General features: G+C 40.3%; 14 protein-coding genes and 1 tRNA gene. 10 read left to right on the top strand and 5 right to left on the bottom strand.

The features are described from left to right. Nucleotides 1-15 precede the first annotated feature (15 nt). Nucleotides 16-330, top strand: coding sequence for a hypothetical protein (locus ACY2IG_RS09950; RefSeq protein WP_023468579.1), 315 nt, complete (start codon nt 16-18; stop codon nt 328-330). A gap of 40 nt (nt 331-370) precedes the next feature. Further along, nucleotides 371-1,162, top strand: coding sequence for a class I SAM-dependent methyltransferase (locus tag ACY2IG_RS09945; RefSeq protein ID WP_462617845.1), 792 nt, complete (start codon nt 371-373; stop codon nt 1,160-1,162). 53 nt (nt 1,163-1,215) lie between these two features. Here ACY2IG_RS09945 and putP read toward each other — a convergent pair whose 3' ends face one another. Then, on the bottom strand, nt 1,216-2,688 hold the full coding sequence (gene putP, locus ACY2IG_RS09940; RefSeq protein WP_290751086.1) for a sodium/proline symporter PutP: 1,473 nt from the start codon (nt 2,686-2,688) through the stop codon (nt 1,216-1,218). A gap of 260 nt (nt 2,689-2,948) precedes the next feature. Continuing rightward, on the bottom strand, nt 2,949-4,124 hold the full coding sequence (locus tag ACY2IG_RS09935) for a MalY/PatB family protein (protein WP_462617844.1): 1,176 nt from the start codon (nt 4,122-4,124) through the stop codon (nt 2,949-2,951). 156 nt (nt 4,125-4,280) lie between these two features. On the opposite strand from ACY2IG_RS09935, the gene ACY2IG_RS09930 reads away from it, so the two are divergent. The 7 genes from ACY2IG_RS09930 (at nt 4,281) to ACY2IG_RS09900 (ending at nt 9,280) form a co-directional block, all read left to right on the top strand. Continuing rightward, entirely contained in the window at nt 4,281-4,478 is a 198-nt protein-coding gene (locus ACY2IG_RS09930) for a hypothetical protein (protein ID WP_035407347.1), read from the top strand. Nucleotides 4,479-4,563: 85 nt separating this feature from the next. Then, nucleotides 4,564-4,634, top strand: a tRNA-Thr gene (locus ACY2IG_RS09925). Nucleotides 4,635-4,722: 88 nt separating this feature from the next. Then, on the top strand, nt 4,723-5,610 hold the full coding sequence (locus ACY2IG_RS09920) for a helix-turn-helix domain-containing protein (RefSeq protein ID WP_290751079.1): 888 nt from the start codon (nt 4,723-4,725) through the stop codon (nt 5,608-5,610). A gap of 7 nt (nt 5,611-5,617) precedes the next feature. Next, nucleotides 5,618-6,508 carry a helix-turn-helix domain-containing protein gene (locus tag ACY2IG_RS09915; protein WP_056062100.1) on the top strand — a complete coding sequence of 297 codons (891 nt, stop codon included), beginning with the start codon at nt 5,618-5,620 and terminating at the stop codon, nt 6,506-6,508. Between the two features lie 83 nt (nt 6,509-6,591). Then, nucleotides 6,592-7,473 carry a helix-turn-helix domain-containing protein gene (locus ACY2IG_RS09910; RefSeq protein ID WP_462617843.1) on the top strand — a complete coding sequence of 294 codons (882 nt, stop codon included), beginning with the start codon at nt 6,592-6,594 and terminating at the stop codon, nt 7,471-7,473. 36 nt (nt 7,474-7,509) lie between these two features. After that, on the top strand, nt 7,510-8,376 hold the full coding sequence (locus tag ACY2IG_RS09905) for a helix-turn-helix domain-containing protein (protein ID WP_462617842.1): 867 nt from the start codon (nt 7,510-7,512) through the stop codon (nt 8,374-8,376). Nucleotides 8,377-8,404: 28 nt separating this feature from the next. Continuing rightward, nucleotides 8,405-9,280 (top strand): helix-turn-helix domain-containing protein, encoded by an 876-nt coding sequence (locus ACY2IG_RS09900; protein WP_462617841.1) that lies wholly within the window; start codon nt 8,405-8,407, stop codon nt 9,278-9,280. Here the strand turns inward: ACY2IG_RS09900 and ACY2IG_RS09895 are convergent. Next, nucleotides 9,277-9,906, bottom strand: coding sequence for an FMN-dependent NADH-azoreductase (locus ACY2IG_RS09895; protein WP_462617840.1), 630 nt, complete (start codon nt 9,904-9,906; stop codon nt 9,277-9,279). The genes ACY2IG_RS09900 and ACY2IG_RS09895 overlap by 4 nt on opposite strands. A 145-nt stretch (nt 9,907-10,051) precedes the next feature. On the opposite strand from ACY2IG_RS09895, the gene ACY2IG_RS09890 reads away from it, so the two are divergent. After that, on the top strand, nt 10,052-11,893 hold the full coding sequence (locus ACY2IG_RS09890) for a putative bifunctional diguanylate cyclase/phosphodiesterase (RefSeq protein ID WP_462617839.1): 1,842 nt from the start codon (nt 10,052-10,054) through the stop codon (nt 11,891-11,893). A gap of 83 nt (nt 11,894-11,976) precedes the next feature. Here the strand turns inward: ACY2IG_RS09890 and ACY2IG_RS09885 are convergent, their stop codons facing one another. Together ACY2IG_RS09885 and ACY2IG_RS09880 are read right to left on the bottom strand one after the other, a co-directional pair. Continuing rightward, nucleotides 11,977-12,657: an amino acid ABC transporter permease gene (locus ACY2IG_RS09885; RefSeq protein WP_035407367.1), complete on the bottom strand. Its 681-nt coding sequence runs from the start codon at nt 12,655-12,657 to the stop codon at nt 11,977-11,979. Continuing rightward, the gene (locus tag ACY2IG_RS09880; protein ID WP_035407369.1) at nt 12,657-13,499 is read right to left on the bottom strand and encodes a transporter substrate-binding domain-containing protein; all 843 of its coding nucleotides are present in this window, start codon (nt 13,497-13,499) and stop codon (nt 12,657-12,659) included. Before ACY2IG_RS09880 ends, ACY2IG_RS09885 begins: the two co-directional genes overlap by 1 nt. Nucleotides 13,500-13,574: the final 75 nt, after the last annotated feature.

The following is a 13,574-nucleotide window of genomic DNA, read 5'->3' as shown; positions in this document are numbered from 1 at the left end:
GAAGGGGCTGGAAACGTGTTCACAGAACGTGACGGAATCAAATTGCGTTTAGAGCAAATCGAACGATTGTATTCGGACTTGAATCGTGAAGCGAAACAATTGACGGAACGCTTACGCCAATTAGATGAACAAGGGGATGAAGTACAACATGATCTTTCTCTTAACAAAGAAGATCGTGATCATTTGAAGTCAAGCATCGATGAGACACTTCAAGCTCTCATGAAACGGACTACGGTCGATGCAAAAGTCGAACAGGAAAAGCAAGAAGACCTGATTTCGAAAAAAGCATTGATCGAAGATATTGAAGGATTATTGAAGAAAAAGAAATGAGCTAGCTGCGGCTGGCTTATTTTTTATGGGGGAAAGAAGTATGAAACCAACCATTGGACTGACGACGTGTCTTCGTCCGACTGACGTCGTGCATCATCGTGTGAAGCAGTTGTTAGCGGATGAGACGATACACTTCGTCTATATCGCGCGGCAAAAAAAAAGCATAGAACACCTACAACAGGAGACGAGATTGCCGGTATTAGTCGTCGATAAGAAACGACTAGATTTATACCCACTAGGCGAAACGACATCGTTCTTTTTCCATCCTTCAAGTGCGGTCTTTCGCATCAAACAAATTGATGCAGGTGGAAGAGATCCTCTCGTTGCGATGGGACGCCTATCAGAAGGGATGCATGTGTTAGATTGTACACTCGGTTTAGGTGCAGATGCGATTGTCATGAGTCATGCCATTGGAGAGCAGGGGCGGATCATCGGTCTAGAAAGCAAGACTGAGACAGCCTTTGTCGTCAAGGACGGATTAAAACGCTGGGAAGAATCTTACGAACCAATCAATCAGGCGATGCGACGAATCGAAGTGAAAGTCAGACACCATCACGCATTTTTGAAAGAATGTCCGGATAATTGCTTTGATGTCATCTACTTTGATCCCATGTTTGAACAGACTGTTGAAGAATCGACACATCTAGACGCTTTACGAAAACTTGCGAATTATGAAGCCTTATCTGTTGAAGCGATGATTGAGGCGAAGCGTGTGGCACGTCAGCGCATCGTATTAAAAGCACATTATGAGAGCCCGCTGTTTGAGCGCTTTGGATTTGAACGATCCAAGCGTAAGACGTCGAAGTTGCATTATGGCGTGATTGAACTGTAAGTCAAAAAAGACCTCTGCCGATTTTGCGGCAGAGGTCTCACTGTTGATAGTGATTATTGAATAGCGTCTTTTAATTCGTCTTCCATCTCTTCGAACGTTTCCTGAACGGCACTGACCGGTTGTTTCGTCATCAAGCTGACGACGACCGTAAAGATCAAGCTGGTGAAGAATCCAGGTACCATTTCGTAAAGCGTCGTGCTAAGCCCGAGTTGCACCCAAATGATGACAGTCAAGGCACCTGAGATGATACCTGCTAATGCGCCTTGTTTCGTCATCCGTTTCCAGTAGAGGGAAAGCAAGATGATCGGACCAAAGGCAGAACCGAATCCAGCCCAAGCGTAACCGACAAGTGCAAGAATTGTCGCTGACGGATTCCAAGCGAGGATACTCGCAACGATAGCTACGACAAGAACAGCAATTCGACCTGTTAAGACGAGTTGTTTATCTGTTGCATTCTTTTTCAAGAACGTCTTGTAAAAGTCTTCTGTCAACGCACTTGATGTGACAAGTAATTGTGAGGAAATCGTCGACATGATTGCCGCGAGAATCGCAGCCATCAAGAACCCTGTGATATACGGGTGGAATAGTACGTCCGAGAAACGGATAAAGACTGTTTCCGGATCACCTAGTCCATTCCCTTGTCCTTCGAAATAGGCAATTCCAACTAGACCTGTCATCATGGCACCAATGATAGAGATGAACATCCATCCAATACCGATGCGACGAGCACTTTTTAAGTCCTTGACAGAGCGAATTGCCATAAAACGAACAATAATATGTGGTTGACCAAAGTAACCAAGTCCCCAAGCAAGGAATCCGATGATTCCAAGAACTGTTGTCCCTTTAAATGGATCAAACAACGAAGGGTCTAATTTTTCAGCATAGTTGAATGCACCATCGACTCCGCCGACGTCGGTCAATGCAACGACAGGAACGAGCACGAGTGCAATGAACATGATACAGCCCTGGACGAAGTCGGTCCAACTAACTGCGAGAAAACCGCCGAATAAGGTGTAGGCGATTACGACCGCAATCGTCAAGAGCATACCATAGTGGTAATCAAATCCGAATGAGCTGACAAATAATTTTCCGCCTGAAACGATTCCAGCTGATGTGTAGAACGTGAAGAAGATGATGATGACGAGTGCTGACACAGTACGAAGCACGCGTGATTTGTCTTCAAAACGATTCTCTAAGAAATCAGGAATTGTAATCGAGTCATTTGCCATTTCCGTATAGAGTCGGAAACGTGGAGCGAGTACTAAATAGTTTACGTAACATCCAATCAATAATCCGAGTGCGAGCCAGAGTGCTGAAACACCTGTCGCGTACATGGCGCCGGGAAGTCCCATGAGCATCCATCCACTCATATCCGATGCACCAGCAGAAAGTGCTGTAACACCAGGACCGAGATCGCGTCCGCCTAACATGTAATCCTCTGTGTTCGTCGTTCGTTTGTAGGCAAAATAACCGATTGCCAACATGAGAACAAGATACAGAATGATTGAAATCCATTCTTGCGTCATAAAGTTAAATCCTCCAAATACAATAGTTTTTTTACGATCAAGCATACATTGACCTGTTCGCCAAATGATATGTTCCCCACCTTACAGAGGATAAAACGACTTTGCAAGCCACTTCATTTTCAGGAAAAGTGCCACCATGCCTAGTGCCTCAAGAGATTGAAACGGTTTTAGTCCCTATTAAAGTTCTTCTAATCGAAATATTCCGAATAATTCACTGCATTAAAAAATGACCTTAATGATTTAAGGTCATTCGAGTCAAATTAATTGCTCCAAAATCGTTCGTACGCAGCGCTTAAGCGGTCTAGAGCTTGATCGAGCTGTGCGCGAGGGCAACCGATATTTAAGCGTTCAAACGTTTCTCCATGGGAACCGAATGAAGAACCGTGTGTCAAAGCGAGTTTTGCTTCCTTAACGAGCCAATCGGCGCGCGTTTTGCTATCGAGATTAAGTGCTTTGAAATCAATCCACAACAAGAATGTAGATTCTGGAATGATGACATTTAATTTCGGCATTTCTTGACGAATACGACGGACGGCATGGTCACGATTGTCTTCCAAATAAACAAGGAGTTGCGCTAACCATTGCTCACTCGCATGATCTCCGTACGCCGCCGAAATAGCAGTTGAAGCCAATGCGTTTGGATGAACAAAATGACGTTGCTGGACACCCTCGATCCGTTGACGAATCGAAGTGTCTGGTACGACCAAATAAGACGCGTAAAGTCCAGGAATATTGAATGTTTTGGATGGTGCGCTGACCAAAATGATTTTTTCATAATCTAAGGCAAGAATTGGTGTGTGCACAGAACCCTTATAGACGAGATCCGCATGAATTTCATCGGATACAAGGTAGACATCGTGTTGTTTCGCGAGTGCTACGATGCGCTGTAATTCCTCTTTAGGAAAGACTTTTCCGCTTGGATTATGAGGACTACACAGAATCATCATCTGCGCAGTCTGCATTTGTTGTTCGAGAAGCGAGAAATCCGTCCGGTACGTCTCTTCTTCTAAAAGAAGTGGATTCTCAACGATCTGCCGTTGGTTAGACTGGATGATCTGATGAAATGGTGGATAGACAGGTGTCTGGATGATGATTGAATCACCAGGTTCAGTTAGCGCTAGGACTGTATGGGCAAGTCCTGGAACAACACCGTTCGAATAAAGAATGGAATCGGTAGTGATCGTTACGTCATATCGCTTCAGAAACCAATGCTGAATCGCTTGTTTTGCTTCCTCTTCAAACATCGAGTAACCGAAATGACCTGTAGCAGCACGTCTTGTCAACCGTTCTGTGAGATGATGCGGTGGACGGACATCCATGTCGGCGACCCACATCGGAATCAGCTCATCGGATCCATAAAGTGAATGAAGTCCGTCCCATTTGACGGATCCTGTATTTCGTTTCTCAATCGTTTCATCGAAATTAATCTGTTCCATCAGACTTCACTTCCTATTCTTTTTAAGTTAAACTACTCCATTTCACCATAGCGGATAAAGAGAGGAAGGAGCAAGTCGGAAAATAAAAGGTTTAACATTTATTCGATCAGGCAATTATTTAACTCGAACCTACCATAACAGAACGGAGTGATGATCATGTTACATTCTAAAGTAGTTGTCGGGCGAACGCCTGAAGAATTAGAAGAACGATTGAACGAATTTTTTGAGAACAATGGTGTTGGGTCAAACGCCATCATTACGTTGAAGTTTTCAACATTCGTCGCGTCTAAAGCGGATGAACATTATTCGGTTTTAGTCGTCTATGATAATTCATTAACAAAAACGACACTGTAAAAAAGTAACAAGGAGTTGCGTGGAAATCACGTCGACTTCTTGTCTTGTCTTTTTTTATAAGTTATACTAGAAACAGATTTTACAAGCTTCCGTAGGTTAATGGCAGACCTCAGCAATGGTAATGCTGCAGTGCGAGTTCGATTCTCGCCGGAAGCATACACGCGTCTTTCGTCTCAAGTGATATATACTTGAAACGAAAGACTTTTTTTATGATGGATTCATCTTTGATTGAGGAGTGAACTTCATGCATCCAGTCATTCATTCTGTTGGCGATAAGATCAAGCAAGAACGAAAAAAACAAGGAATGACACAAAAAGCACTTTGTGAAGGAATTTGTAGTCAGGCTGAGATCAGCAAAATCGAAAATGGTCGAAATTCTCCGACGATTGATTTACTACAGCAAATTTGTCGAAGACTGCGCATTCCGATTTCATTGTTTTTTGAAGATGAAATCGTGTCACATAAGTTAAACGAAATTGATCAACGAATGATTCGTCATTTACGCGAAAAAACATATTCAGATATGGCAAAGGACTTAATATTATATGAAAAATCAAAAAACGCTGTCGAAACTCAAATTTTAATTCGTTATCATCAAGAATTACTTGAATATGAAAGAGGAAATGTTGATTTTCGGACCTGTATTGCGTCCTTGTTGCAAGTTGTCAGTGAGGAACGGGTGGAAGAAAAATCATTTTTACTTTATACACGAATTCAGATGGTGATAGCGGTACTTTATACGAACCATGAAGAATATAATCGTGCTCATCAAATCTACAAGGCATTATTAGAGTTACCTTATCAAACGAGAGAATACAAAAAAATTCGAATGAAGATCATGTATAATTTCATTCGTAACTTAGTAGAGTTTGAACGATTCGAAGAAGGGTTGCAGAAAGTTGAGCAGGTAATTAAAGAAACGAAACAATTGCAAGATTTAACGTATCTTGGACAGTTTTATTTTCAAAAAGGCATTTTGTTAGAGGCATTAAAAGCATCGGAACGAGATACAACGGAAGCCTATACGACCGCCTATTCCTTTTTTGTTGCGACTCAGAATCACTCTTATTTAAAAATCCTTGAAACGTATTTTTCCGAACATCTCTTATTTCCGCTTAATGAAAGTGAGTGAGTAAACGATGGAGATCACTGCATTAACTTCATCGATTGGTACAAAAATCAAACAACTGCGAATTGAGAAGCAGATGACACAAAATGAACTATGTGAAGATATTTGTAGCCAAGCTGAAATCAGTAAAATCGAAAACGGCTTAAATTCACCGACTGTCGATTTGTTGCAACAAATTGCCAAAAGGTTAAAGGTGCCCATTTCTTTATTATTTCAAGAACATACGGATGAAGAACAATTTTTTCAAATTGATCAATTCTTATCCGATTTGCTTCGAGAAGAGAAGTACGAAGAAGCAATGGAGCGAATTAATCAACAAGAAAAAAATATGATCACTGAAGTCGATATTTTAAAAAATTACATTAAAACGATCATTGATCTAAAACAAAATCGGATTGACTTTCGAACAGCTGCGAGCCTACTCAGTAACTTGTTGAATGAAAAAGAAGTGTGGTCGCACTCCATCCAATTGTTCATTCGAATCAAAATGGCAATTGCGAATATGTATTCAGAACAGGATCTATTTCATTTAACAGAATCCGTATACCAGGAATTAGAAAAAGAAATTGAAGCGCTCCAGTCGACTGCTCATCTGAATGCGCTACTGAAAATTTATTTTAATCATTGTCAGATTCTTGAATACCAAGAAAAGTCTGAGGATAGTATCGTCATCGCTAAGAAAGGATACGAACTATGTTTGCTGCATAACCATACATTTTTATTTGGACATTTTTATTATCAACTCGCGCACTACCACGAACAATCGGGTGAAGATGAAATGTCACTTCAAAAACAGTATTCCATCGCATATGTGTTGTTCCATGCGTTTGAGCATGATGTTCGAAAACAGATGATTCTTCGCATGAAGGAAAAGTATATGTTATTTACTTTTGAGAAGTGATAAATAGGATGCGTAACCTTCTTGCCAAACAAGAAGGTTTTTTTATTAAAAGTGCAATCAAATGAGTAGTGAGAGGTGATAAGATGAAAAACGTACATCCAATTGGGGAGACACTGAAATTTTATCGACGTTTGAACAACGTATCACAAAAAGACATTAGTACAGGGATCTGTAGTCAGGCTGAAATTAGTAAAATTGAAAACGGTAAGGTGATGCCGACCGTTGAATTATTACAGCAACTTGCTATAAAACTTTGTGTTCCTATGTCCGAACTCGTTAAAGATGGTGCTGAACATCGTTTGGAACAAGCTCGTATTCTTGACCAAGCACTTCGTAAGTTAGTACGAGAAAATAAATTTGATAAATGCCTTCGTGTAATGAAACAAGTCTCATCCAGTCGATCTTCTGACGAAGTAAGGCGAATAGTGAGATACTATGAAATCGTGATCGCCTATCGGCAACAGCACGTTGATTATCGAACGACCTCAGTCTTATTTGCACGATTGATCGATCAAGAAGGTTTACAGGTGCAGGATCCGATTCTTTACTTTCGAGTCAAGATGGCACTATCCATTTTATATGCGGAGTGCGAACAGTATCAACAAGCAGAAAAAATATATACTGACGTATTACAGTTCACGACAGAAATTAGCGGTTTAAAAGAAGAACGACTTAAGATTCTTTATAATTATGCGAAATTATTATATAAAGTTAATCAGTCAGAAAAGGGACTTCGTATCATCGAGGAAGGGATACTGCTCAGTCGAAAATTGAAACAGACATCCTATTTAGCGCACTTCTATTATCAACGTGGTGAATTTCATGAGCGAATGGGTGTAGATATCTTGCAGACGAAACATGATTATACGATGGCCTACGAATTATTCTCTGCCTTTCAGATGAAACAATATGCTGACATCGTTCTAGAGGTGAAACGTTCTTTTTTGCAGTCTATACCTGAATGAGGTCATTGCTTAACAAACGAGAAAAGAGGAGAAACGTTGCGTATTGAATCATTTGGTAAACAGATCAAACAACTACGGATCGAGAGGAAGTTGACACAAAAAGAATTAGCGAAGGATGTATGCAGTCAAGCTGAATTAAGTAAGATTGAAAATGGGAAAACTATACCAACAATTGATCTTGTTCAGCGTTTGTCTCAAAAGTTACATATTTCAATGGATCAGATTTTCATCGATTCAAATGAAGTAAAACTATTTCAGCGCTATGAGGTACAACTAGCGGACTTTTCTAGACAACGTCGTTATGATGAAATGCTTGATTTCATGAGATGTTTACCAACTAGTCTTCCTCCTTCCGTTCAGTTATTGATTCGTTATTTTGAATGGGTCGCTCGCGAAGGGAAAAAAGATATCGATTATCGAACATGTATCTCACAGTTGCTTCGGTTATCGGATGAACAACAAATGGAAACAGATTACCCTGTTCTTTATTTACGTATCCGGATGTCTGTTGCAAACTATTATTATTTAAACAGTCAGTATCCGTACGCGAGAAAAATTTATCAAGAATTACTAACCTATGATTACTCGACGGATACGCTGAAAAAGTTACAATGTAAAATTTTATATAATCATGCGCAACAGCTCTATTTTCAAAATGATTTTGTAACAGGGTTAGAGATTACTGAAAAAGGAATCGCCTTATCCGTTGAGCGAAAAGATACAGCGATGTTAGGACACTTCTTTTATCAAAAGGGATGTTTCTATGAAGAATTGAGTTACGCAGAAAGTGATATTCGTGACGCGTTTACCTACGCCTATTCTCTTTTTACTGCTTTTGGTAATGAAAATCATGCCGCGCTAGTATTAAAAGGAAAAAACCAGTTTCTCTACTTTCAAATGTAATCATGGAAGTAAAAGAAAGGAGTATAATTTGAATCATTTACCCGTCTCCATTGGCTATGAAATCAAGCGACTTCGAAAAGAAAAAAAGATCACACAAGCAGAATTATGTGAAGGCATCTGTAGCCAAGCTGAAATTAGTAAAGTCGAAAACGGTAAAAATTCACCTACCATTGATTTACTCCAACAAGTGGCAAAACGGCTGAAAGTACCATTATCGATGTTGTTTCAAGATCATTTACGAAGTGATGTCTTTCAATCATATGATGAACAATTAGCGGACTTGTTACGTACTAATCAATATGTAGATGCTCTGAAATTGAGCGAACACGTACTGTCTACAACTGAATATGAACAGGTACGTAATTTAGCAAGATATTATCAAGTCATCGTGCAGGAAAGAAGTGGTCAAATTCATTACTTAAAAGCTGTTCAATCGCTCGAACGGTTACTAAATAAAGAACAACTCTGGTTTGAATCAGCTACCTTGTATCTACGGATTCAGATGGGGATGGCGAATCTGTATGTCGAACACGGTGACTTTGAATTAGCGGATGATCTTTTTCAGAATTTGATTCAAGCAAAATACGAAACGATCGAATTAAAAAAAGTTCGAATCAAGATTTTATATAATTATGGACAACAACTTTCACTGCAAAAAAAATACCTTGCTGGTCTAAAAATCACCGAACAAGGTATTCAGGAGAGTCTTCAATTGGAAGACGGTCATTTCTTAGGTCACTTTTACTTTCAAAGGGGGTACTTTAAGCAGCAATTAAATGGTGATCTCTCAGATATCCAGCGTGATTTTACGATGGCCTATTCCTTATTTTGTGCATTTGATATGCCGATTCATGAAAAACGTCTTCTGGAAGGATATGCAGAGTATGTTCTATTCCCAATTTAAAACGAACGACCGAATTGTCGGCACTCTTGAAGCGCTTGTTCGATCAATTCAGATGCACGATCTGGGTATTGCTGATGTCCTTCTAAAATGACAGTTGATACATCATTGATCCCAAAGAATGCTAACAAGTCCAACATATAGCGAACCGCGTGTTCACTTGGGGCTTTCTCTTTTGTCGAGTAATCACCACCGCGTGAATGAATCAACAGCACTTGTTTGTCTTCAACAAGTCCGATCGAACCTTCGGCTGTATAACGAAACGTTTGACCAGCCTGGGCGAGATAATCCATGTAATTGTGAAGCGGTGCCGGAACCGTTAAGTTCCACATCGGAAATGAAAAGACAACTTTATCGGCATCTAAGAATCCGTTTAAATATTCTTGAAGCCGTTGTGCATGAGTCGCATCATCTCCAGTTAATTCTTCCCCTTTAAATAGCCGCCCTGCCGCGTTCGCAAGTTTTAGATCAAAGAAGGGAAGACGTTCCTCGAATAAATTCAAAACCGTAATTTTGTCCTCAGGATGATTTTCACGATAAGTATTCAGAAAGGCATCGTTTAATTCAGAACTAATGCCTTTTTTTTGATGCGTGCTATCGTTTGCTTCGATGAATAGTAAATGAGACATAGTGATCGCTCCTTTCTATACCTATCTATTCCCATTTTACTTAAAATCATGACTTCCCATTATTTTATTATTTTTAGAAAATTCAAGTTTTATTTTGGTTCTGATAAGGAAAATAAACGACAGGAACTTGAAAGAGGGGATGGCGATGAATACACAGCGACGTTCTTCCAATAGTCAGCAATATCATCGAGAAATTCGGGCAAATTATCAATTGTTCGGGATGATCATTTTTATTTTGACGAGTTGTGGTGCCGTTTTATATATCGTTGCCAATACATTTAGTAGTTATGGTTTGAAAGGAGAGGATTGGATACGTGCACTTGTCATTGCGAGTGCTGGGAGTGTTCAATACTTCATCGGTAAAAGTACATTATCAGACCGACTAAAGCCACATATGATGTCTAGCGTTTTTTTATTGATTCCATATATTTATCATCCATTCATCGGTAAGGGAGTCCAGACAGTTTGGGCATGTGCCCTTCTATTCATATTAGCTTCCTTAGTCGTCATCAACCGAACGATGCTACTGTACGCAACAAGCATCACGACGGTTTCTCTTCTTTATATTTGGTATCAAACTCCATCACTTGAAAACACTTCGATGTTTGTATCCGATCACATCGCGCGTATTGGACTTATCTTGATTGCGACGATCATTAGTTTACTGATCCATAATCAATATGTTACCCGTCTTGAACGAAATATTGAATACTTAGCCCGTTTACAGGAACAAGCATTTACGGATCCCGTGACAGGTTTACCAAACCGCTCTTCGTTTGTCATTGAAGTAGATAAGAAAAAACAAGATGGCGATATGATTTGTCTCGTGGATTTGGATGATTTCAAAACAGTAAATGATGCATTCGGTTACCGAACTGGTGACCGTTCATTACACATCATTGGTCGACGATTGATGAATCGTTTTTCAGATTGTACGATTGCGAAAGCGAGCGGTAGTGCTTTTTTACTGCATGCGCCTTATCATCATGATGCACGAGTCCTCTGTGACGATATTTTATCAAGTGTATCAGAACGTGTACAAATCGACTTTAAGCAAATCAATGTTACTGCGAGTATTGGTGTTTCCTATATTAATGATGAATCGACGGACCATGTCATCAATGACGCGGAGATTGCATTATTTACAGCCAAAGCAAATCGAAAGAACACGTATGCGATCACAGACTTAGCAACACAAAATGAACGGAAGCGAGCACTCCAGTTAACGCGCGATTTATATGATGCAGAATTGGATCGAGACTTCTTTATTTTATTTCAACCTCAAGTCAATGCGAGAACGCGTCAAATTACAGGTGTAGAGGCTTTAATTCGTTGGAATCATCCGGAATACGGTCTTGTTCCACCAGTTGAGTTCATTCCACTCGCGGAAAGAACACGATTTATTGAGACATTAGGGCGATGGGTCATGCGTCAAGCCTGTCTTCAAGGAAAAGCTTGGTTGGAGGAAGGGAAGGAACCTCTGACGATTTCGGTTAATGTTTCACCGTGGGAATTACGACAAGCTGATTTTACGAATCGAGTGCTCACTATATTAAAGCAAACAGGTTTTCCTCCATCCCTACTTGAAATCGAGATGACAGAACATATCTTTATCGAAGGAACCGAGCAAATTATCGAAACATTAAACGCACTCCATTTGTATGGCATTCGAATCGCTCTTGATGATTTTGGAACTGGATTCTCATCCATGCAACCACTCGTGGAACTACCGTTCGATCAATTGAAAATTCCAAAAGAAATCGTTCAAGAAGCGATTCATTCTGAAAGGAAACGAGCAATGATCGAGACGATCATTCAATTAGGAAAACGATTAAATATGACAATCGTAGCAGAAGGAATCGAACTTGAAGAAGAGGCAACATTGCTCGAACAGATGGGGTGTCATACGTTGCAAGGATATCTATTCTATCGACCGCTACAGCCGCAACAATTAGAACATTTTTTAGCCATGTATCGAGAAGGCTAAACAGATATCAAACAATTGAAAATACAAACAGGCGAAGGATCATGTCCATCGCCTGTTTGTATTACCATATACGAGATAATAAATCAGAGATACCGGGCAAAACGACGCTCGAGAATCTCTTGGATGACTGCGATACATGAACATATACCCCAGTAAATGAACGCAACGACAAAATAGACGGTCATATAGTCGAATTCACGCCCACCAACGATTTTTGCCTTTTGAAAAATTTCAGGGACAGTAATCATGGCAGCAAGCGACGAAGCTTTGACAAGATCTAGCAAGACGTTCGAAAGCGGTGGGATGGCAATTCGAATCGCTTGCGGCAAAATGATGCCAACAAACGTCCGATACCTAGATAAACCGAGGGACGCCGCTGCCTCTTCCTGCCCACGATCAATCGAGAGTAAGGAAGAACGAATGATTTCTGCCATGTATGCCGCACTATTTAAACTAAAACCAGTAATCGCAGCAGTCAACGCGTTCAGTTGAATATTGATGACTGGCAGCCCGAAATACAACATGAACAATAGCACAAGGATGGGTACACCACGCATAAATGAGATGTAGGCGCTCGCTCCAATACGCAATACTCGAAAATGAGAGAGACGACAAAGCGCAAGAATTAACCCAATTCCAAGACCAATCGCCATGCTGAGCAAAGAAATCCATAATGTTTGTCCAAGTCCACTTAAAATATATGGAAACGAATCAACCGCCAATTCAGGATTGAAGACGGACCGCCAATCAATCGATGACATCATTAGTTCACATCGACAATCGTCGTTTTGACGTCAGGCATTTGGGAAACATTCTTTCCGGCATAAAATTGCTTCGAAATGTCTTTTAATGTACCGTCTTCCTTCATTTTATCGAGTTGTTCGTTAATGTTGGATTGAAGTTCTTTATTGTCTAAATCCATGATTAAACCGACTTGGCTCGGGTTATAGGCGATGTCCGGATGAATCGTGATATCGAAGTCTTTGAAGAAATCGACAGCCAGTGTTTGCAAGTAATAATCATTCAAGATGACGTCTGTGCGACCATTTGAGACATCTCGTAGATATTGATCGTTCGTCGCATTATCGTAAGTGACTTCTTTTGCACCGTATTTTTTAGCAATCTGCATATATGTCGTTGTTGCTTCTCCGGCAGCTTTTTTTCCTTTTAGATCTTCTAGAGACTTGATGCCTGACAAATCACTTTTACGGACGATTGCCGTACCATACGTATATTTATATGGTTTTGAGAAAGCGAATTTTTCTTTACGGTCATCGGTGATCGTAATGTCGTTAGCCGCAAGGTCAACCTGACCTGTATTAACGCTTGTCAACATACCGTCGAAAGACATCTCTTTGAACTTTACTTTCAAATCAAGCCGTTTGGCTACTTCTTTGACGACTTCAACGTCAAACCCCGTCAATTTATTACTTTTTTCATCATGATAGGACGTCGGGTAAAGTGTACCTGCTGTTGCGACGACGATTGTGCCTTCTTTTTGGATTTTATCGTATGCGGTTGCTTTCTCGTCTTGTTGACCGCATGCGCTTAATAGAATCGAGCTTCCTGCAATCAAGAGTCCCGTCCATTGCATTGTTTTTTTCATCGTATTATTCCTCTCTTTATTTCCGTAATCAGTAACGCTGTTCCTACTTAAAAATACCACGGAATCACATGTTCG

The sequence above is a fragment of the Exiguobacterium sp. EF_C8 genome (genome assembly GCF_054956715.1).
Note: the sequence above shows the minus strand (reverse complement) of the source record. Positions and strands in the feature narration are given on the sequence as shown.